A 21,011-nucleotide genomic window follows, 5' to 3' on the forward strand; every position below is an offset into this window, starting at 1 on the left:
GCGGCTTGGTGCAAAATAAGGCAGCAAAGGGCTTACGTAAGATAGGCGGAAAAGGCGCAAGGCATAAAACCTTGCGCCTTTTTATTTTATCCTCTGCTTTCACTCTGCCGCGCACCCGTTTTTAAACGTTACGGCCTTGAGTAGACCTGATACGGCCTCCGGTTTGCTCCGCCCGCTTCCTGCGGCTTTTCCTGTTTGTGTTTATACTTTTCCTCATACTTTGTAAACATGCCCACATTGACCAGAATGCCGAGGGAAAGGGACAAAATCAGAAGCGATGAACCGCCGTAGCTGATAAACGGCAGCGTCACCCCCGTAATTGGAATCAGGCCGCAGACGCCGCCCAGATTGATAAATGTCTGGATGGCAATCATGCCGGAAATTCCGATCGCAAGCAGGCTCCCGAACTGGTCTTTTGAATGGATGCCGATATATATGCCGCGCAGCACAATGTAGCAAAGCCCGCCGATCACAAACAAAACGCCAAAAGCCCCAAGTTCTTCGGCAATAATGGCCATAATAAAGTCGGTGTGGGGCTCTGGAAGATAACCGAGCTTTTGAATGCTTTCCCCGAGTCCCTGCCCTTTCAGCCCGCCTGACCCGATCGCAATATAGGAGTTTACGAGCTGAAGACCTTCCCCGCCTTCGTTCTGAAAAGGATTCAAATAGCCTGTAAACCGTGCGATCTTAACCGGTGTAAAGATTTTGTCCTTTTCCAGAAAAAGAAACGGCGACAACAGAACGGAAAATAGAAGCCCGAGCCCTGCCAGCTTCAGCATGGTTTTCAGGCGCATGCCGGATGCAACGATGATCGTGCAGCCAATCCCAAAAATGATGGTCGCCGTCCCGATATCCGGCTGGATCGCAACCAGGAAACAAACAACGATAAGAAAGATAAGCGGCGGGACAACCCCTTTGTTAAAGATGTCAATGTATGCCTGTTTCTTGGCATAAACGGCGGACAGATAAATAATAATCGCAACTTTCACAAATTCCGACGGCTGTACGGAACTGGAACCGAGCCGGAACCAGCTTTGCGCGTTATTCGACGTATGGCCGAAAATAAACAGTGCCAAAAGCCCGAACATCGACCCGCACATCAGCACTGCAAGGAATTTTTTGCTCGCGTATAGTTTATACGGGAGAAAAGCCGTAACGGTAAACGCAAGGAGTGCAAGGGCCAAATTGATTTTCTGCTTGTTGTAAAAATAGGCGCTGTCCAGCCCGTAACGCTGCACTGCAATCACCATGCTGGAACTGTAAATCATTACCAAACCGAATAAGCAAAGAAGCAGGTAGACAACGATGACCGAGTAGTCGAATGATTTTAAGATTTTTTTCAGCATAGGAACCTTCCAATCCGTAAAAACTGCAACATTCATGATAAAAAATATTCTACCGTTTTAAAAAAACTCCTGCCGTTATTTTTAAATTATAACATCTTTTTCGCCGGCCGCCATTACCTGACCCTTATTCAAAAAATAAAAAACTCAAACAACCGGAACATCGTTTGAGTTTTCAACATTATTTTTTTATATATGCATCATGCAAAAGGGACAGTTCCTGTTCAAGCGAATCAAGAAGCCGCTTTCCGTCACCGGCATCCACTAAGCCGAGCCGGACCGCAAAATCTATTTCACGGGATAAACCAAACATTTGTGTATCCAATACTTCCTCGTATAAAGGGCATTGGGGCATCGTTAAGTTATCCATTTGAACCTGAATTAATTTTAATATCTTTTCTGCGTCCGCCTTGAGCAGGCTGTATGCTTTCTCCCGGTGGTTCACCTTTGTTTCAGACGCCAAATTGATCCCCCCGTTCACATATCAATCTAATTAAAAATTGTACCTTTAAAACCGTGATTTTGCAAGTTATACGAAATCAATAAACGCCCGGAATCCCGTAAACAAGCGGGGGAGACAGAATTTGAAATTCCGCAATTCCCCGACCCCGAACGCTTTCCGGACTGTTTTTATACGCTTTCAAGTGACACGGGCAGCCGTGAAAGGTATAATGCTGTATAGACGGACAGAAAGGGGCCACAATCATGATTATGCAAATAAAGGGAAAAGTGAAGTTTCCGATTACGCTAGATATCGGCACTTGGATATTTGATGACCGGAAAGTCGATCTTGATACATATTTCGACGAAGAAAAGCAGGAAACCAGCCAGGAAGAAGCCTACTTAAAGAAAACCGGCAAATATTTTGACAAAGCCATGGCAGAAGGGGCCGATCCGCAGGCTGCTGTAAGGACAAAGTCAAAGTTTAAACGGCACCATTTGAAAACTGGGACATTTGGCATCCCGGTCGGCCTGTTCATTCAAAATGCGGAGCCGCTGGAAGATGCGGAAAAAATCGTGTTTGAAACAAAGAACGGGCCTGTCGCTTATCCGCTTGAAATGGCTGGCCATTTAATTGCTGCCTTTTCTATTAAAGGAAGGGCGCTGAAAGAAGACGGCCCGCTTCACATTTTATTGGATGACGGTTCAAACCGGGAAAACCCGGTCAAATATGTAACCGGTATGCACATTGAATAATCCCGGATGCCGGGGGCAGCATAAACGTTTTAAGACAGCTGCTCCCGGTTTTTTCATATAGTGGTCTTACAAAAGGTCTGCCGCGATTTGCGCGAGTTTTGAGCGCTCGCCCTTAAGCAGCTGCACATGCCCGGCGAGCGGCACATCTTTAAATTTCTCAACGACGTACGTCAGCCCGTTATTGTAAGCATCCAAATACGGGTGGTCAATTTGTTCCGGATCCCCCATTAACACGATCTTACTCTGTTCCCCTACCCTTGTTAAAATCGTCTTCACTTCATGCTTGGATAAATTTTGCGCCTCATCAATAATGATATATTGCTCCGGGATGCTGCGCCCGCGGATATACGTCAGCGCCTCCACCTCAATCGAACTCATGCCGGACAATATGCCATCAATTTCTCCCGCTTTTTTCGTATTAAACAAAAACTCAAGATTATCGTAGATGGGCTGCATCCACGGCCGCAGCTTTTCCTCTTTTTCTCCCGGCAAATAGCCGATATCTTTGCCAAACGGAACAATCGGACGAGCGACCAAAAGCTTTTTATAATCATGCAAATCTTCCGTCTGCATCAGGCCTGCAGCAAGGGCAAGCAATGTTTTGCCCGTTCCCGCTTTTCCGGTCAGGGTGACGAGCGGAATATCGGGGCGCAGCAAAAGTTCCATTGCCATCCACTGCTGGGCGTTTCTCGGCTTAATTCCCCAGACAGCATCCTGCACATGAAAGAGCTTTTTCGCCGTTTTTCCAGCCTGATCCACAATGGCAATTGCGGAAGCCGAGCTGCCGAGCGCATCTTTCAAAATCAGAAATTGGTTCGGGTAGAACGGGTGGTTGGCAATTTCGCTCAGCGACAGTTCCTGCTTTTCATAAAACCGTTTCAATAAATCGGGGCTGATATACATTTCCATTTGCCCGGTATAAAGATGATCGAGGCTTACGACACGGTCGTTTAAAAAATCTTCCGCCAACAGGCCGAGCGCGTCCGCTTTTACCCGGACGAGCGCATCTTTGCTGACAAGAATCACCGGGCGGCCATTTTCTTTTCTCTCTTCTTCCAGCGATAAATTTTTCGCAACCGCGAGGATCCGGTTGTCATTTGTTTTTTCCACGAAAATATCCTGCAGCTGGTGAAAGGAGCGGTGATTCAGCTCAATTCTGAGCACACCCCCGTTTTCAAGCGGGATTTTCTCATGCAGTTTTCCGGCTTGCCGGAAACCGTCCATTAATTTGGATACCTGGCGCGCATTTCTGCCGATTTCGTCCATATTTCGTTTTTTAGAATCCACTTCTTCCAGTACAACAGCCGGTATGACAATTTCATTATCTTCAAAAGAAAAGATGGCATATGGATCCTGGAGCAATACATTGGTATCCAAGACGTATATTTTCTTCAAATCGATGCCCCCTGCTTCATATGGATTATGTTAGTTTATGTGAGCGCGGTGTGACCTGTTCATCGCTGGGATTGGACAAAGGACCAGGCACTGCTAAAGTATATGTACGGGCAAGTCCGGTTAGAATCATTGCGCGCGTCCAGTTCTTTTGCGGCACAAAAAAAAGCTTCCGGAACCGGAAGCGTGCTACATTGGAAAACGTTCCTTTTTTTCAGTTTTTTTATGCTGATACAGGCGGATTTTGTAAACGCCGAGCACAACAGCCGCTAAACAGAGCGACTCCCCCACGGGCAAAAAGATGGCAAAAAACGTGAGCAGCGTGCATCCCAAAAGGAGCAGTACATAAATAACAGCAGATTTCAGAACTGGCAACTTTCTCGCAAATCCGAGCCGGTAGACAATGACCGAAAGAACGACGATGGTCAGATACAAGGCCCACATCCCCGGTTCCGGGTTTTCATCCACTTTGTACAACGCCGCAAAAAATGACAATTGGTGGTGAACCGCCTCGCTTGTCATCCTATCTCCCCTTTTCCCCTTTGAATATATGAAAGAACAGGGTCATGCCGGCCCTATTCTTTGCTTATGCATTCTCTGCTGCTTTTGCCCGTTTCTGCGCTTTTTCGCGCTCGCTCTTATTCAGGATTTTTTTGCGCAGCCGGATTGATTCTGGCGTCACTTCGCAATATTCGTCGTCGTTCAGGTATTCGAGCGCCTGTTCTAACGACATTATGCGCGGCTTTTTGATGACCGCCGTCTGATCTTTTGTTGCCGAGCGGACGTTTGTCGCGTGTTTTGCTTTCGTAATATTGACAGCAATATCATTTTCACGGGAGTTTTCCCCGACGATCATGCCTTCATAAATGTCCGTGCCTGGCTCGACAAACAGCGTGCCACGGTCTTCCACCTGCATCATGCCGTATGTCGTGGCTTTGCCCGTTTCCATGGAGACGAGAACGCCGTTTCTGCGGCCGCCGACACGACCAGACTGCATTGGCTGGTAGGAATCAAACGTATGGTTTAAAATGCCGTAACCCCTCGTGAGCGTCATAAATTCGGTCGTATAGCCGATCAATCCGCGGGCCGGGACATTGAAAATCAGGCGGACTTGTCCATTTCCGTTATTGATCATATCGAGCATTTCGCCTTTCCGGGAACCGAGCGACTCAATAATCGCACCGGTGTGTTCTTCCGGTGTATCGATTTGGACACGTTCCACCGGTTCGCATTTGACGCCGTCGATTTCTTTAATGATCACTTTCGGTTTTGAAACCTGCAGTTCAAACCCTTCACGGCGCATATTTTCAATTAAAATGGATAAATGCAGTTCCCCCCGTCCAGATACAACCCATGCATCCGGAGAGTCAGTGTTTTCAACACGCAAGCTGACATCCGTCTGCAGCTGCGAACGGAGCCGTTCTTCAATTTTCCGCGCCGTCACAAATTTTCCTTCACGGCCGGCAAACGGGCTGTTGTTGACAAGGAAAGTCATTTGCAAAGTCGGCTCATCAATGCGGAGCGGCGTCAGTGCTTCCTGGTGTTCAACCGGGCAGACCGTTTCCCCGACATTGATGTCTTCCATTCCGGATACCGCAATTAAATCCCCGGCATATGCTTCCTCAATTTCTTCCCGCTTCAGCCCGAAGAAACCGAACATTTTGGTGACACGGAACTGCTTGACGCTGCCGTCCAGCTTCATCAATGCCACCTGCTGGCCGACATGCATTTTTCCGCGGAAAATGCGGCCGATGCCGATCCGCCCGACATAATCGTTGTAATCAAGCAGGGCAACCTGGAACTGGAGCGGTTCTTCGCGGTTGTCGACAGGTGCCGGAATATGTTCGATAATCGTATCAAACAGCACTTTCATATTTTCTTCCTGTTTGGCCGGATCCGGATCGAGGCTTGCCGTCCCGTTGATGGCGGAAGCATACACAACCGGAAATTCCAGCTGTTCATCATTAGCATCCAGCTCAATAAATAATTCAAGCACTTCATCAACCACTTCTTCAGGGCGTGCAAAATCGCGGTCAATTTTGTTTACGACTACAATCGGCGTCAGGTTTTGTTCCAGCGCTTTTTTCAGCACGAAACGCGTCTGCGGCATACACCCTTCATAGGCATCCACCACAAGCAAGACCCCGTCCACCATTTTCATAATCCGTTCGACTTCGCCGCCAAAGTCAGCATGTCCCGGAGTATCCAAAATATTGATTTTCTTATCTTTATAATGAACTGCCGTATTTTTGGCAAGGATCGTAATGCCTCTTTCCCGTTCCAAATCATTGGAATCCATTGCACGTTCTTCAACATGCTCATTGGCACGGAAAGTACCGGACTGCTTCAACAGCTGGTCCACAAGTGTCGTCTTCCCATGGTCTACGTGCGCGATAATGGCAATGTTGCGTAAATCTTCTCTTCTTTTCAAAAACATTTCCTCCTGCCTAAACGCAAATCTATGTTAGTCTGTACCTTTAACTAAAATATTATAACACAATGCTGGCTTTATTAAAACATTTTCGCTAAAATAAGGGGAGAGGGAGGTTCATCATATGCGGGAAATCAAATGGGTATTTGTGTTCTTTTCACTGGCTGCATTCCTTTCCATGTGCGGCATCGGCGTTGCGATCGGCGCCCAAAGCGTTGCCGGCATTCTCGGTTGCACCGCGCTTCTCATTGTCATTATGGGATTCGGCTTTAAAACAAAGAAAAAAATGCGTGAAGAGGGGAAACTGTGAGCCCCTCTTTTCTTATTCCTGCCCTTTTAGATACCGCTTTAAAATTTCCTCATGCAGCCCGGGCTTGCCGGCAAACACGGAACTGTTCCCGAGCATATCGAGCGGGCGCCCGAAAACATCCGTCACAACGCCGCCCACTTCTTCCACGATCACTTTCCCGGCGGCAAAATCCCACGGCGACAGGCGCATCGTAATATAAGCATCAAGCCTTCCCATTGCCACATAAGCAAGCTCAAGCGCTGCCGACCCGTAACTCCTTGTGCCGCGCACATCCCTGACAAGCGCTGCCAGACGGGCCGGGTCGATACCCCTGTTTTCCACCATGCAATACGGATTCAGCGCAAGGATCGTATCTTCCAGCCTGTTTTGCGCAAGTAACGGAATCCGTTCCCCGTTAAAATAAGCCCCCTTGCCCTTTTCTGCAAAATACAATTCTTTCCGGACGACATCATAAATATAGCCCAGTTTGCCTTCTCCGTTCTCGTAGACCCCAATGGAAATCATGAAATTGACTTTTTGGTGGACAAAATTGACCGTCCCGTCAATCGGATCCACAATCCAGAGGATGCCTTCTGTATCACGAATATCCTCACCGAAGCCTTCTTCACCCAAAATGTGGTGATCCGGAAAGGTTGTCCGGATTTTGCCGATTAAAAATTGTTCTGTTTCCTTGTCAATATTGGTAACCAGATCATTGCGGTCCGATTTTGTTTCAATTTGCAGCGGTTTTTGCGAAGCAAGAATCCGCTCGCCCGCTTCCCTGATCCACCGGACGGCATATGTATTGATTTCTTCCCATCTGTCCATAGTCGGGCCCTCCATCTATGCAAATCATTTCCCTTAAGCGTAAAGGAAATAAAGACAATTATCAAGTTTTGAGAATGCGTCCGAAATCGTTTTCCCATAGCGGTTTTGTCAGTAAAGATGAACCTCTCCTGCACAAAAACGAACCCCATCTGTATCCAATACAGGGAGTCCGCTTTCAACGACATCCTGCCTTTTCGTTCCATTACATGGCTTTCATTTTCAGCAGTTCTTCACGGATTTTTTCCAGACGCTTAATCGACTTTCCTTTTTGCTCTTCATCTTTCATTTCCATCGCTTCATATAACGTAGCCAGTTCGTAATCCAGTTCCATGCGCAATACTGCAATCCGTTTTCTTTCATAAGGTTTTCTTTTCACCGAAGAGATTACTTGTTTCATTTTTCTTCACATCCTCCTGGGGTAATGATATGAATTTTCTGATATTATCTTTATATATATTATGTGTAATCTCGATTGATGTAACAAAATTGTGTGTATACCTATTTTTACCCACCGGCTTTTATTTGTTAAACCTCCCTGATGGATGATAAAATAGGAATATCCCCATGGTTCATACAGAACGGAGGTGAACAAATGGGCATCACCGCTTTTACCGGACAGGATTTTGACGTTTTCCGGATCGAAGGCCTCGATCAGCGGATGGAACAGCTGAAATCAACCGTCCGCCCGAAACTTGAAGCATTAGGGGAATATTTTTCGCCGGTTTTGTCGGTTCTGACCGGTGAAGAAATATTTTATCATGTTGCCAAACACGCCCGCCGTACCGTCAATCCGCCGAAAGATACGTGGGTGGCCTTTTCCCCTGGCAAGCGCGGCTACAAAATGCTTCCTCATTTTCAAATCGGGCTGTGGGAAGACCGGCTCTTCATTGTCACGGCCGTCATGAATGAGTGCCCGCAAAAAGCGTCCATCGGAAAAAAACTCGAAAAGAAAATTGATCCGATTTTAGAAAATATACCCGGCCATTACATTTGGTCGGATGATCATACAAAACCGGGTGGCATCCGCACTGACCGTATGAATCCCCATACTTTAAACACGTTTTTCAGACGGATGCAGGTTGTTAAAAAAGCCGAAATGCTTTGCGGGCTTGAGATCCCGCGGGAAGAAGCAGCCGGCATGTCCCCGGATGAACTGGCCAAAACGATCGAGGACGTCTTTGTACATGTATTACCCATCTACAAAATGGCCTAAACAGCATGCAGAGTGGAAAAAAGCGCGCCGGAACACGGTGCGCTTTTTCTCCTGTGCCGATTCGTAATTTGCAGACAATTTAAAAGCAGCATCAGCGGGTGATGCTGCTTTCTTTCCGTGCCGCTAATCGCGCGATCCGTTTTTATCCATTTTAATGACCGGTCCCTGCTCTTCCTTCATTTTCTTGATGGCCCGGTACGGGGAATAACCGCTCGCCTCTTCAAATTCATTGCATATATTCCGCTCATCCGCCTTCCCGGGGACGATTTCTTTAAAACGGCGGTACCTGGCAAGCAGCACATCCCGGTTGACCCCTTTTTCATATGCTTCTTCCACCGCTTCGAAAAATTGAACGGCGTCGATGACTTCCTGTGTCGACCAGTCAGCTGAAATCGGATATGGATATTCCATCCAAACCACCTCGCTTTTCTTCTGTATACCCGTTCTATTTTACCTGAATCGCTTCCGCCTGGCCAATGATGCCGCCATCTGCCGGAATACAAGGGCTACCATCCGTTTGGTTTCCCATGGCTCCCCGCCTTGTACATTCACCGTCTAGCTTCCCCTCATTTCTCCATGCTTTATGCGCTTTATCTTTTTCCATTGCCCGCATCCGGCTTTTTTTCCCTGTGCAAAGAAAAACTATTTAAAAACTGTGTCCGGAATGCTATAATTCATCTTGTTTTTCTTCAAAAGCAAGCAATGAGATAAAGAGGTGGAATGATTGTCACAATATCACACGCCGTTATACACCGGGCTTCTCCGGCATATTGAACGAAATCCCGTCCAATTCCATATTCCCGGCCATAAAACCGGGCGCGGGATGGATCCTGATTTTCGCAAATTCATCGGCGACAATGTATTAAAACTGGATTTAATTAATATCGAGCCGCTCGATGATCTTCACCAGCCCCATGGCATGATTGAGGAGGCGCAGAAGCTTGCGGCGGAAGCATTCGGTGCGGATGCCACGTTTTTTTCCGTACAAGGGACGAGCGGCGCGATTATGGCCATGGTGATGAGCGTCTGCGGGCCGGGCGATAAAATTATTGTGCCACGCAATGTCCATAAATCGGTGATGTCTGCGATTGTGTTTTCCGGCGCCGTGCCCGTTTTTATCCACCCGGAAGTGGATCCTTTGCTTGGCATCTCACACGGCATTACCCCGGCGTCCGTTTCCAAAGCGCTCAAGCAGCATCCCGATGCGAAAGCCGTTCTGGTCATTAATCCGACCTATTACGGCATTTCCGCTGATTTGAATAGCATTGTGGATATATCCCATGCCTGCCATGTCCCGGTACTGGTGGACGAGGCACACGGTGTCCATATTCATTTTGACGATGAACTGCCGGTTTCCGCCATGCAGGCCGGCGCCGATATGGCCGCAACGAGCGTCCACAAGCTTGGCGGCTCGCTGACGCAAAGTTCGATCTTGAATCTGAAGGAAGGGCTTGTATCGAAAAAACGTGTCCAAAGCATTTTCAGCATGCTGACGACCACGTCCACTTCCTACATTTTACTGGCTTCGCTCGATGTCGCCCGAAAAAGGCTTGCAACCGAGGGAAGCACGATCATCAAGGAAACAACCCGCCTTGCGCAAAAAACACGGGAGCGGATAAACGAAATCGATCATTTGTATTGCGCCGGAAGCGAGATCCTCCAAACGAAAGCAACATATGATTACGATCCGGCGAAGTTGATCATCTCTGTAAAAGATTTGGGGATCACCGGCCATGATGCGGAAAAATGGCTGCGTGAAACCTACCATATAGAAGTGGAACTCTCTGATTTGTACAATATTCTTTGCATTGTGACGCCCGGGGATACGGAAACGGAGCTGGACTTGCTCGTTGAGGCTTTACACAGCTTGTCCGACACGTTCTCGCATTTGTCCGGCAAGGTAGGGGTGAAAGTGATGCTTCCCGAAATTCCATCGCTTGCCCTCTCGCCGCGTGATGCCTTTTATGCCGAGACGGAATCCATTCCGCTTTCCGGTTCTGCTGGCAGGATCATTGCCGAGTTTGTCATGGTCTATCCGCCGGGCATTCCGATTTTTATCCCGGGGGAAATTATTACGGAAGAAAACATTGCTTATATCCGGAAAAACATCGAAGCCGGCCTTCCCGTACAGGGGCCTGAAGACGAAACATTGCAAACGATCCGCGTCATTAAAGAACATCATGCCATTCAATAAGTTTGAAAAAGCAGGCTGGGGCCTTCCCGCCTGCTTTTTTGTCCCATCACGCAAAAAAAGCCGGGCAACAAGCCGGCCGAGAGAAAATGGACGCATGCATTGGAAAAATCAAGTGCTACAGTTCAGGACTATTCTTCTTCGTGTTTACATTGGTCACACGTTGAGTAAAGCACGGATACTTTTTCTTCCTCAACGTGGTCAATCGTGGCATCGCATGATTGGCAAACAATGATTCCCATCCGATTTTCCTCCCCTTTGCGCTTTTTGTAATCGCTTGTAATATTATAATATGTCATACTGGAGAAAAAATCAAGGATTTTGTATAACATATTTTAAATTATGTTATACAATTGAAAGCGAAATCATTTTGCGGTTGTTTTAGAAAATCAGTTTTGAAAATGACACTTCCACAAGCCCGTATACAGCGAGACTCAGCACCGTTACCACAGATGCAGCCCGGAGCGAATGCACAATTGATTTTGCCAGGGCAAAGGCAATGAATAAAAAAATAATGAACAGGGCGGCGGTAAAAATAACTGGATCGTGATCGGACAACCACTCTGCCAGTTTAAAACCGCTCCATATCATGATCTGGAATAAAAATGCCACCGTACATTTCATTGTCCCACCTGCACCTTTCATCATAATTCAAAATATGCACGCAGTTTCGTTGTTATAACCTTGCCTGCCAGCACGAAAAAATCTGTCCCATATGCAGTTGTTACTGTTATAGCCTTATAGCGGCGCCTTTAAACGGAAAAAGGCTTCACGCCGGGGCAGCCTTCCCGGTGTGAAGCCTTTGAATCATTATTTTAAAATATGGACTGGGGTGCCGAGTGCCGCTTCGGCCGCTTCCATCGTAATTTCCCCTAATGTCGGGTGGGCATGGATCGTCAGCGCGATATCTTCCGCTGTCATGCCCGCCTCGATTGCGAGGCCGATTTCCGAAATAATATCGGAAGCGCTGATCCCGACGATTTGGCCACCGATCAACAGCCCGTCTTCTTTGCGTGTAATCAGTTTGACGAAACCTTCGCCGGCTTCAAGGGCAAGTGCCCGCCCGTTCGCGCCGTACGGAAATTTGCCGACTGCATAATCAATGCCCTCTTCTTTTGCCTGCTGTTCTGTATAGCCGACCGTTGCAAGTTCCGGATCAGAAAAGACAATGACCGGAATGCCGAGGTAATCCACTTCGGCCGGCTGCCCGGAAATGGCTTCGGCCGCAATCTTCCCTTCATAGGAGGCTTTGTGGGCAAGCTGCGGGCCCGGGACAATATCGCCGATGGCATAAATATTCGGCACGCTTGTCCGGCACTGTTTATCCACTTCGATAATGCCCCTGTCTGTCATCTTTAAATTCAACTGTTCAAGGCCGAGTTCATCTGTGTTTGGACGGCGCCCGACCGTAACCAGCACATAATCGCCTTCCACTTTTTGTTCCTGGCCTTTTGCTTCATACGTGACAACTACGCCGTTTTCCTTCTCTTCCACGCCTTTTGCCATCGCTTCCGTGATAATTTCGACACCCCGTTTTTTCAGCTTGCGGACAACGAGGGAAGTCATTTGTTTTTCAAACGCGCCGCCGATAATGTCTTTTGCCCCTTCCAAAATCGTTACTTTCGTCCCGAATTTTGCATAGGCTGTCCCGAGTTCCATTCCGATGACGCCGCCGCCGATAATGACGAGTTTTTCCGGAATTTCCTTCAAACTCAGCGCGCCGGTTGAATCAATGACGCGTTCTGAAAATTTGAAGGAAGGGATTTCAATCGGTCGCGAACCGGTTGCGAGAATCGCATTTTTAAATGTATAGGTTTGCGCTGATTTCTCGTCCATTACACGAAGCGTATGGTCATCGACAAAATAGGCTTCCCCGCGGACGATGTCAATTTTGTTGCCTTTTAACAGGCTTTCTACGCCTCCGGTCAGTTTTTTCACGACGCCGGATTTCCATTCCTGCACTTTCCCAAAATCAATTTTTGCATTTTCAACGGCAATGCCGAGCGCCTCGGATTCCGTTGCGTATTCATAGCGGTGCGCCGCCGAAATGAGCGCTTTTGAAGGAATGCATCCTACATTTAAGCAAACCCCGCCGATAAACTGCTTTTCAACGATCGTCACTTTTTGGCCGAGCTGGGCTGCCCGGATGGCCGCGACATATCCGCCAGGCCCTGCGCCGATTACAATTGTGTCGGTTTCAATTGGAAAATCTCCTACAACCATCAGATTACGCCTCCATTAATAAAAGTTCTGGATCATGCAACAAACGTTTGATATGATTTAACGCATTTTGTGCGGTGGCACCATCGATGATACGGTGGTCAAAACTGAGCGACAACGCCAGTACAGGCGCTGCAACAATTTCACCGTTTTTAACGACCGGCTTTTCTGCAATCCGGCCGATTCCTAAAATGGCCACTTCCGGACGGTTGATAACCGGTGTAAACCATTGCCCGCCGGCGGAACCGATATTGGAAATCGTAATGGAAGCGCCTTTCATTTCGTTCGGGGCAAGCTTTCCATCTCTTGCTTTTTCAGCCAGTTCATTAATTTCTTTGGAAACCGCAAATACCGGTTTGCGGTCGGCGTGTTTGACGACCGGCACAAGCAAGCCGCGCTCCGTATCAGCGGCAATCCCGATATTGTAATAATGCTTATGGATGATTTCATTCGTTTCATCATCAATCGAACTATTTAAAACCGGGTATTCCCGCAGCGTGCTGACGAGCGCTTTTACGACATACGGCAGGAAAGTCAGTTTGATGCCTTTTTCTGCCGCGATCTCTTTGAATTTTTTCCGGTGCGCGACCAGTGCCGTCACATCGACATCATCCATCAGCGTAACATGCGGCGCGGTTTGTTTCGAGTTGACCATCGCTTTTGCAATCACTTTGCGGATGCCGCTCATCGGTTCACGTGTTTCAGGGAATTCCCCTTCAGGAATAGCATTCTGGGAAGCAGGTGCCTGTGCTTCGGTTTTGCCGGTTTCCGCTTCCGGCTGCTGCGGCCCGTTCACATACGCATCGATATCTTCGCGGAGCACGCGGCCGTTTTTTCCGGTTCCGGACACAAGCTGGATATCGACACCTTTTTCCCGGGCATATTTCCGTACGGATGGCATTGCGATCACGCGGCGATCCGCGGATTCGGAGCCATGTTCTGCTTCTTTTTCAGCAGGCTTGGCAGTTTCAGCTGTTTCCTGTTTTGCCGGTTCCGGTTTGGCCGGTTCCGGTTTTGCACTTTCTGCCGCCTCTTCTTTCTGATCTTGCCCATGATCCCCTTTAAATTTAAGATTTTCATATCCGGGCGCATCGAATTTTACAAGGACGTCGCCGACAACTGCGACGCTCCCTTCTTCAACAAGAATGTCTTCAACAGTCCCTTCCACAGGGGACGGAATTTCGACAACCGATTTGTCATTTTGCACTTCACAAAGCACATCATCTTCCGAAACTTTATCGCCCGGTTTAATAAACCATTTTACAATCTCGCCTTCGTGGATCCCTTCGCCGATATCCGGCAGCCTGAATTCAAATGACAAGGTGTTCACGCTCCTTTTTTCAAAATGCGCCCCCATCAAGGTGCAGCAAAAAACTTGATTGGAATGTATCTCGGTTCAACGCGCCGCCATCACCCGTTTACGGCAAAAACCGGTTTAGAATGTCAATGTCTCTTTTGCTTTTTCCAAAATATCTTTATAGGTCGGAATCCAAACGCCTTCCGCCTGCGAGAACGGATAAACGGTATCCGGCGCTGTTACGCGCAATACTGGTGCTTCCAGGCTCAAAATCGCGCGTTCGTTGATTTCCGCAACGACGTTTGCCGCAACGCCGGCCTGGCGCTGTGCTTCCTGGACGACAATGGCGCGGTTTGTTTTTTCCACAGACGCCACAATCGTTTCTACATCAAGCGGGCTGACTGTACGGAGATCAACCACTTCTGCGGAGTACCCTTCTTTTTCAAGTTCATCCGCTGCTTTCAATGATTCATGGACCATTGCGCCGTAAGCGATAATCGAAATATCTTTTCCTTCCCGTTTTACATCGGCTTTTCCGAGCGGAATCGTATATTCTTCTTCCGGCACTTCTTCCCGGAAAGAACGGTACAGTTTCATATGTTCGAGAAAAACGACCGGGTCATTGTCCCGGATCGCGGAGATAAGCAACCCTTTCGCATCATAAGGCGTGGACGGAATTACAACTTTAATGCCCGGTGTTTGCGCCATGAGTCCTTCGAGGCTGTCCGCATGCATTTCCGGCGTATGCACGCCTCCGCCGAAAGGAGCGCGGATCGTAATCGGCATTTTCAAATCCCCGCCGGTGCGGAACCGGTATCTCGCCATCTGGCCGTGGATCGAGTCCATCGTTTCAAAAACAAAGCCGAAAAACTGGATTTCAGGAACCGGCCGGAACCCTTGGAGCGCAAGCCCGATGGCAAGCCCGTTGATGCCGGATTCGGCGAGCGGCGTATCGATGACGCGGTCTTTGCCGAACTCTTTTTGCAGCCCTTCCGTTGCCCGGAAGACGCCGCCGTTTACGCCGACGTCTTCACCGAATACCAAAACATTTTCATCATTTTTCAACTCGGTCCTGAGCGCATCCGTAATTGCCTGTATCATCGTTAGTTGGGCCATGGCTTATTTCGACTCCTTTGCTTGGTAAAATTCGTATTGTTCCTTTAAAGTTTGCGGAAGTTCTTCGTACATCACGGAGATCAGATCCGTCACTTTCTGTTTAGGTGCGCTGTCCGCTTTCTTAATGGCAGCTTTAATATCTTCTTTCGCCTGTTCGATCGTTTCATTTTCCTGCTCTTCGCTCCACAGGTTTTTCTGTTCGAGGAACTTGCGGAAACGGACGAGCGGATCTTTTTTCGCCCATTCATTGTCAAGGTCTTCCGTACGATAACGCGTCGGGTCGTCCCCGCTCATCGTATGCGGGCCGAAACGGTAGCAGATCGTTTCAATCAGAGAAGGACCTTCTCCGGCGAGCGCCCGTTCGCGCGCGCGTTTTACCGCCGCATATACACTAAACGGGTCCATGCCGTCCACTACAATGCCCGGGATGCCTGCAGCCACCGCTTTTTGCGCCAGTGTTTTGGCCGCAGTTTGCACGGAACGCGGCGTTGAAATCGCGAACTGGTTGTTTTGAACAATAAAAACAGCTGGGGCTTTAAAAGCACCCGCAAAGTTTATGCCTTCGTAAAAGTCCCCTTGTGAACTGCCGCCGTCCCCTGTATATGTCACGGCAACGGCCTTTTTGCCGCGTTTTTTAATGCCGAGCGCAACGCCGGCAGTCTGCACATACTGAGCGCCGATAATGATTTGCGGCGGGAGAATGTTCAATTTTTCAATGCCCTTCATCCCGTCCACATGTCCACGCGACCATAAAAATGCCTGTTCAAGCGGAAGGCCATGCCAGATCAGCTGCGGCACATCGCGGTATCCCGGGAGAATGAAGTCCTCTTTTTCAAGTGCAAAATGGGAAGCAATTTGGGAAGCTTCCTGGCCGGCAGTCGGCGCGTAAAACCCGAGGCGGCCTTGGCGGTTCAAGGAAATGGACCGCTGATCAAGAATGCGCGTATACACCATTCTCCGCATCATTTCCTGAAGCTGTTCATCCGTTAAATCCGGCATGAGGGAATCGTTTACAATTTTCCCTTCTTCATTTAAGATTTGGACTGTTTCAAACTTTTCTTCAATATCATGAAGCGTCTTTACTTCATCAAGGTTTGTGCGTGAAGCCATCCCGTTCACCAATCCTTTCTTTATCCGCATATATGGATATACAATTTCGCCGATTTTAAAAAATGTGTGTTTACTGCAGAAACCGACAATTCTTTCAAGTAACCGCAATCATTTTTGGCCTGCCAAAAAAGCGCTGTATCAATAAAAAAGCGGATGTGACTAATACAACACTATATTCAACATATATAGAGTACATGAAAAATAAAAAAGCGTCAATTATAAACGCTTTTTCTATCCGATATTTTTTTAATATACCGAATCATTCTCCCCGGGAAAACTGTATCAATATGCAATTTAAACTGTACTATAAAAGCGGAAACGTTGCGAGAGAAGGTTTTCAGGAAAACCGGTTCCGCGGGCCCGAAACGTTGTTGCAAACGCTGCCATTTTTTGCAGCAATCTTTCCCGGCATGCCGGAAATTGTCATATTTTGGCGTGATGGTTCCGCATTTTCCCTACATATAATAAAGGACAAGATGAGCCGCACGCCTTTACAATATCCAAATAAATATTACAATAGAAGTAGGGAGTTGATCCACAATGTTAAAAAAGCTGAGGAAGAAGCTTTTAAAACAGTGGAAAGATATGCTGCGCAAAAAGTTAATCGCCTGAACTTTTGAATCCCTCTTTTCCAGAGGGATTATTCTTTTCTTTATGAAAAAAAGGCCATGAAAAAGTTGTGATATGTACCATGATTTATATATAATAGAAAAAGTTACATTGAAAACGGAGCAAGGAGAGATTAATCATGATTTACAAAGTGTATTACCAGGAAAATCCTGAAGAGATTCCTGTCCGGGAAAACACGAAGACGTTCTATATTGAAGCCGGATCGGAAAGGGAAGTACGCCAAAAGTTGAAAGACCGCCGAATCAACATTGAATACATTCAGCTGCTTGAGGGAAAATATCTTGAATACGAAAAGCAGCAGGAAAATTTTAAATTAACGGAGTAACTGTATGAAATTTGTTAAAAATGACCAGACAGCGGTTTTCGCCCTCGGCGGATTAGGCGAAATCGGAAAAAATACTTATGGCGTACAATTTCAAGATGAAATCATTTTAATTGATGCAGGCATCAAATTTCCGGAAGATGAACTGCTCGGAATCGACTATGTCATCCCGGATTATACCTACCTCGTGAAAAACGCGGACAAAATTAAGGGCCTGTTTATTACGCACGGGCATGAAGACCATATCGGCGGCATTCCGTATTTGCTGCGCCAGATCAATGTCCCGATTTACGGCGGGAAGCTTGCACTCGGCCTTATCCGGAACAAGCTGGAAGAGCACGGTCTTCTCCGGCAGACAAAGCTGATTGAAATTAAAGAAGACGATGTGATTAAATTCCGGAAAACATCTGTTACGTTTTTCCGGACGACGCACAGCATTCCGGATTCTTACGGCATCGTCGTCAAAACGCCGCCGGGCAATATCGTGCACACCGGCGACTTTAAGTTTGACTTTACACCAGTGGGTGAGCCGGCCAACTTAACGAAAATGGCCGAAATCGGAAAAGAAGGCGTGCTTTGCCTTTTGTCCGACAGCACAAACAGCGAAGTGCCGCATTTTACGATGTCTGAACGACGTGTCGGGGAAAGCATTCAGGATATTTTCCGGAAAGTGGACGGACGGATTATTTTTGCAACCTTTGCCTCCAATATCCACCGCCTGCAGCAGATGACGGAAGCGGCTGTTTTGGCGGGTCGGAAAATTGCCGTGTTCGGGCGCAGTATGGAAGCGGCGATTGAAATTGGCCGTGATCTCGGCTATATCCGTGCCCCGAAAGATACGTTTATTGACACACAACAATTGAACCGTCTGCCGGCCAACCGGGTTACCATTCTTTGTACCGGTACCCAGGGCGAACCGATGGCGGCACTGTCCAGAATTGCAAATGGCACGCACCGGCAGATCCAGATCCAACCGGGCGACACCGTCGTTTTTTCTTCCTCCCCGATTCCGGGTAATACGACAAGCATCAACCGGACGATTAATTTGCTGTACCGCGCCGGCGCCGATGTGATCAGCGGGTCTTTGAACAATGTGCACACATCAGGCCATGGCGGTCAGGAAGAACAGAAATTGATGCTGCGGCTGATCAAGCCAAAATATTTTATGCCAATCCACGGTGAATACCGGATGCTCAGGATGCATGCCAAGCTTGCCAACGACTGTGGCGTTCCGGAAGAAAACTGCTTTATCATGGATAACGGGGAAGTGCTGGCGCTCGGTCATGACACCGCAGAAGTTGCTGGCAAAATCCCATCCGGCTCTGTCTATATTGACGGGAGCGGCATTGGCGATATCGGCAATATTGTTTTGCGCGACCGCCGCATCCTTTCTGAAGAAGGGCTCGTCATTGTCGTTGTGGCCATCAATATGAACGAGTTTAAAATTGCATCCGGCCCTGACATCATTTCAAGGGGTTTTGTGTACATGCGTGAATCCGGCGATTTGATTAACGAAGCGCAAACGATCATCACAAAGCACTTGAATAAAGTGATGGAACGGAAAACGACGCAATGGGCCGAAATCAAAAATGAAATTACGGATACGCTGGCGCCGTTTTTATACGAAAAAACGAAACGCCGGCCGATGATTATGCCGATTATTATGGAAGTTTAAAAAAGGGGATCCCGTCAGGAAGCCCGCTTAAAAAGTCCAAAAGAAAACGAAAAACGGCGAGACACCACCATTCATCGTGTCTCGCCGTTTTTTTGCATTGTATAAATAAATTTAAAACACATTTTTTCAGTGTCCTCCCCGTTAGCATAGTGCTTTTTTGTATGTCTGTTTGAAAAAGGCGCGCCAAACCGGTGTACCCGATCCGCCCGGCGTTTTGCAGAGGAAACGTTTCCAATTTTATCCACCCGTTTGAAAAGAATTTTTTATTTTTTTTTGCAAAAAATACTGTACAAAACAAATTTCAGGGTATATACTGTATTATAACAGAAGGATAAATTATTTGTTGTTATAAAACATACTTTTGCTGACACCAGCCCGGGCCCGGCTGTCGCAGCATCATTGAATGGTTTTATAACAGCATACAATTCCAAACACGAAAAAGGAGATGGATGAAAAATGATGATGAGCCCAGTTGAATTTTTCAAAACATTGCCTGCGAAACAATGCCCTGAATGCGGTCAGCCGATTGAAGAACAAGCAGAATCATACATGCTGGAATGCGACCATTGCCTTTCCAAAAAAGAAGAATAACGCCGTAATAAAAAAGAAGGGGAGTTCCCCTTCTTTTTTATTGCAACGATAAAATATAGGCTACCATCAAATCGGCAGCTGTCTCGAGCGCACGTTCGTCCGGCGCAAATTTGGCATGGTGCAGCCCGTATGGTGACCCGACTCCGAGCCAGAACATAAAGCCAGGGATTTCTTTCAACATATAGCCGAAATCCTCCCCTGTTAAAGCCTCCCTGCATTCATGCAGGTGCGCCCCGCCGTAGCTTCGGACAAAATCCATAAAGCGGGCGGTCTCTTCCGGATGATTGAACACCTGGTAATAATTACAGCCGTAATCAATTTCCGCCCGGCACTCAAAACCGGCCGAAAGCCCGTTTGTGAGCGCTTCAATCCTGTGCTTCACTTTTTCCATCGCTTCACTTGATAATGTGCGGATTGTCCCTTCAAGGCGCGCATGTTCCGCGATTGCATTTTGAACCGTGCCGCCGGTGATTTTCCCGATGGTCACCACTGCGCTGTCGAGCGGGTCGATATTGCGTGAGATAATGGACTGGAGCTGGGTCACCAGATGGGCCGCCGCCACCACCATATCCTTTGTATGTTGCGGATAGGCCGCATGCCCGCCCTTTCCTTCCAGGTCAATATACAGTTCAGATGTATTGGCAAACAGCAGCCCCTTTTTTACCGCCACCGTACCGGCCGGGTATTCCGGCGCAACGTGGAGCGCCATCACAAGGTCCGGCCGCCATTCATCGTGCAGCACTTCTTCCAGCATCGCTTTCGCCCCGCCAGGCCCTTCTTCTGCCGGCTGAAAAATAAAGATCAGATCATCCTTAACGGGCCGGTTTGCAAAATGCGATAAAATCCCGAGTGCAATCGTCATATGAAAATCGTGACCGCACGCATGCATGTTTCCTTCGTGTTCCGATTGAAACGGGAACCCTGTCTCTTCTTTGATCGGCAGGCCGTCTATATCCGTCCGGTAACCGATCTTTTTTTCGGGGCAGGTCCCCTTTACTTTTACAAGCACCCCAGTTTTCCATGTTTTCACTTCAAGATGGCCTTTTGGCAAACGCGAAATAAAATCAAGGATGTACCGCTGTGTTTTATGCTCCTTGTATCCGAGTTCGGGAATCCGGTGCAGATCCCGCCTGATGGCAATCAAATTCGTTTCCATATCCAGTCCT

The 21,011-nt window shown here is 47.8% G+C and carries 24 protein-coding genes; 8 read left to right on the plus strand and 16 right to left on the minus strand.

The genetic code is table 11. The annotated features are described in order from the left end of the window. Positions 1-128: 128 nt before the first annotated feature. Positions 129-1,346, minus strand: a complete 1,218-nt coding sequence (locus ABR335_RS11805; protein WP_035190127.1) for an FtsW/RodA/SpoVE family cell cycle protein — start codon at positions 1,344-1,346, stop codon at positions 129-131. A 178-nt stretch (positions 1,347-1,524) separates the two neighbouring features. Next, positions 1,525-1,806 (minus strand): YlaN family protein, encoded by a 282-nt coding sequence (locus ABR335_RS11810; protein WP_013858935.1) that lies wholly within the window; start codon positions 1,804-1,806, stop codon positions 1,525-1,527. A gap of 242 nt (positions 1,807-2,048) precedes the next feature. On the opposite strand from ABR335_RS11810, the gene ABR335_RS11815 reads away from it, so the two are divergent. After that, positions 2,049-2,540: a peptidyl-prolyl cis-trans isomerase gene (locus ABR335_RS11815; RefSeq protein WP_350346176.1), complete on the plus strand. Its 492-nt coding sequence runs from the start codon at positions 2,049-2,051 to the stop codon at positions 2,538-2,540. Positions 2,541-2,606: 66 nt separating this feature from the next. Here the strand turns inward: ABR335_RS11815 and ABR335_RS11820 are convergent, their stop codons facing one another. From ABR335_RS11820 to typA, 3 genes are all read right to left on the minus strand, one after another. Continuing rightward, entirely contained in the window at positions 2,607-3,935 is a 1,329-nt protein-coding gene (locus tag ABR335_RS11820; RefSeq protein WP_014095599.1) for a PhoH family protein, read from the minus strand. Between the two features lie 186 nt (positions 3,936-4,121). After that, entirely contained in the window at positions 4,122-4,454 is a 333-nt protein-coding gene (locus ABR335_RS11825) for a YlaH-like family protein (protein WP_014095600.1), read from the minus strand. A 64-nt stretch (positions 4,455-4,518) separates the two neighbouring features. After that, positions 4,519-6,363, minus strand: a complete 1,845-nt coding sequence (typA, locus tag ABR335_RS11830) for a translational GTPase TypA (protein WP_046721199.1) — start codon at positions 6,361-6,363, stop codon at positions 4,519-4,521. A 124-nt stretch (positions 6,364-6,487) separates the two neighbouring features. On the opposite strand from typA, the gene ABR335_RS11835 reads away from it, so the two are divergent. Then, positions 6,488-6,673: a YlaF family protein gene (locus ABR335_RS11835; protein ID WP_014095602.1), complete on the plus strand. Its 186-nt coding sequence runs from the start codon at positions 6,488-6,490 to the stop codon at positions 6,671-6,673. A 12-nt stretch (positions 6,674-6,685) separates the two neighbouring features. On the opposite strand, the gene ABR335_RS11840 is transcribed toward ABR335_RS11835, so the two are convergent. Continuing rightward, the gene (locus ABR335_RS11840) at positions 6,686-7,480 is read right to left on the minus strand and encodes an inositol monophosphatase family protein (protein WP_014095603.1); all 795 of its coding nucleotides are present in this window, start codon (positions 7,478-7,480) and stop codon (positions 6,686-6,688) included. 202 nt (positions 7,481-7,682) lie between these two features. Further along, entirely contained in the window at positions 7,683-7,877 is a 195-nt protein-coding gene (locus tag ABR335_RS11845; protein ID WP_014095604.1) for a hypothetical protein, read from the minus strand. Between the two features lie 195 nt (positions 7,878-8,072). On the opposite strand from ABR335_RS11845, the gene ABR335_RS11850 reads away from it, so the two are divergent. Next, positions 8,073-8,693 carry a DUF1054 domain-containing protein gene (locus ABR335_RS11850; RefSeq protein ID WP_104851357.1) on the plus strand — a complete coding sequence of 207 codons (621 nt, stop codon included), beginning with the start codon at positions 8,073-8,075 and terminating at the stop codon, positions 8,691-8,693. A gap of 123 nt (positions 8,694-8,816) precedes the next feature. On the opposite strand, the gene ABR335_RS11855 is transcribed toward ABR335_RS11850, so the two are convergent. Then, positions 8,817-9,104: a UPF0223 family protein gene (locus tag ABR335_RS11855; RefSeq protein WP_014095606.1), complete on the minus strand. Its 288-nt coding sequence runs from the start codon at positions 9,102-9,104 to the stop codon at positions 8,817-8,819. Positions 9,105-9,138: 34 nt separating this feature from the next. Further along, positions 9,139-9,297: a hypothetical protein gene (locus tag ABR335_RS11860; RefSeq protein ID WP_014095607.1), complete on the minus strand. Its 159-nt coding sequence runs from the start codon at positions 9,295-9,297 to the stop codon at positions 9,139-9,141. Between the two features lie 120 nt (positions 9,298-9,417). On the opposite strand from ABR335_RS11860, the gene ABR335_RS11865 reads away from it, so the two are divergent. Then, positions 9,418-10,887 carry an aminotransferase class I/II-fold pyridoxal phosphate-dependent enzyme gene (locus tag ABR335_RS11865; RefSeq protein WP_014095608.1) on the plus strand — a complete coding sequence of 490 codons (1,470 nt, stop codon included), beginning with the start codon at positions 9,418-9,420 and terminating at the stop codon, positions 10,885-10,887. Between the two features lie 128 nt (positions 10,888-11,015). On the opposite strand, the gene ABR335_RS11870 is transcribed toward ABR335_RS11865, so the two are convergent. The 6 genes from ABR335_RS11870 to pdhA all read right to left on the minus strand — a co-directional run bounded on the left by ABR335_RS11870 (position 11,016) and on the right by pdhA (position 16,627). Next, positions 11,016-11,126: a GapA-binding peptide SR1P gene (locus tag ABR335_RS11870; protein WP_014095609.1), complete on the minus strand. Its 111-nt coding sequence runs from the start codon at positions 11,124-11,126 to the stop codon at positions 11,016-11,018. A 139-nt stretch (positions 11,127-11,265) separates the two neighbouring features. After that, positions 11,266-11,508, minus strand: a complete 243-nt coding sequence (locus tag ABR335_RS11875; RefSeq protein WP_014095610.1) for a hypothetical protein — start codon at positions 11,506-11,508, stop codon at positions 11,266-11,268. A gap of 186 nt (positions 11,509-11,694) precedes the next feature. Next, positions 11,695-13,107, minus strand: coding sequence for a dihydrolipoyl dehydrogenase (gene lpdA / locus ABR335_RS11880; RefSeq protein ID WP_014095611.1), 1,413 nt, complete (start codon positions 13,105-13,107; stop codon positions 11,695-11,697). 4 nt (positions 13,108-13,111) lie between these two features. Continuing rightward, positions 13,112-14,425, minus strand: a complete 1,314-nt coding sequence (locus ABR335_RS11885; RefSeq protein WP_014095612.1) for a dihydrolipoamide acetyltransferase family protein — start codon at positions 14,423-14,425, stop codon at positions 13,112-13,114. 114 nt (positions 14,426-14,539) lie between these two features. After that, a complete protein-coding gene (locus ABR335_RS11890) occupies positions 14,540-15,517 on the minus strand; it encodes an alpha-ketoacid dehydrogenase subunit beta (RefSeq protein WP_014095613.1) in 978 nt (325 codons plus the stop codon). A 3-nt stretch (positions 15,518-15,520) separates the two neighbouring features. Beyond that, a complete protein-coding gene (gene pdhA / locus ABR335_RS11895) occupies positions 15,521-16,627 on the minus strand; it encodes a pyruvate dehydrogenase (acetyl-transferring) E1 component subunit alpha (protein WP_014095614.1) in 1,107 nt (368 codons plus the stop codon). 194 nt (positions 16,628-16,821) lie between these two features. Here pdhA and ABR335_RS11900 point away from each other — a divergent pair, with 194 nt between their 5' ends. The 4 genes from ABR335_RS11900 (at position 16,822) to yhfH (ending at position 19,845) form a co-directional block, all read left to right on the plus strand. Beyond that, positions 16,822-17,247 carry a hypothetical protein gene (locus ABR335_RS11900; RefSeq protein WP_128890946.1) on the plus strand — a complete coding sequence of 142 codons (426 nt, stop codon included), beginning with the start codon at positions 16,822-16,824 and terminating at the stop codon, positions 17,245-17,247. Between the two features lie 128 nt (positions 17,248-17,375). Beyond that, entirely contained in the window at positions 17,376-17,582 is a 207-nt protein-coding gene (locus tag ABR335_RS11905; RefSeq protein ID WP_013858917.1) for a DNA-dependent RNA polymerase subunit epsilon, read from the plus strand. A gap of 4 nt (positions 17,583-17,586) precedes the next feature. Then, entirely contained in the window at positions 17,587-19,254 is a 1,668-nt protein-coding gene (gene rnjA, locus ABR335_RS11910) for a ribonuclease J1 (protein WP_014095615.1), read from the plus strand. Between the two features lie 456 nt (positions 19,255-19,710). Then, positions 19,711-19,845, plus strand: a complete 135-nt coding sequence (gene yhfH / locus ABR335_RS11915; RefSeq protein WP_013858915.1) for a protein YhfH — start codon at positions 19,711-19,713, stop codon at positions 19,843-19,845. A 37-nt stretch (positions 19,846-19,882) separates the two neighbouring features. Here yhfH and ABR335_RS11920 read toward each other — a convergent pair whose 3' ends face one another. Beyond that, on the minus strand, positions 19,883-21,001 hold the full coding sequence (locus ABR335_RS11920; RefSeq protein ID WP_035190111.1) for an N-acetyldiaminopimelate deacetylase: 1,119 nt from the start codon (positions 20,999-21,001) through the stop codon (positions 19,883-19,885). Positions 21,002-21,011: the final 10 nt, after the last annotated feature.

Source organism: Heyndrickxia faecalis, from assembly GCF_040267745.1.
GTDB classification, from domain to species: Bacteria; Bacillota; Bacilli; order Bacillales; family Bacillaceae_C; genus Weizmannia; species Weizmannia faecalis.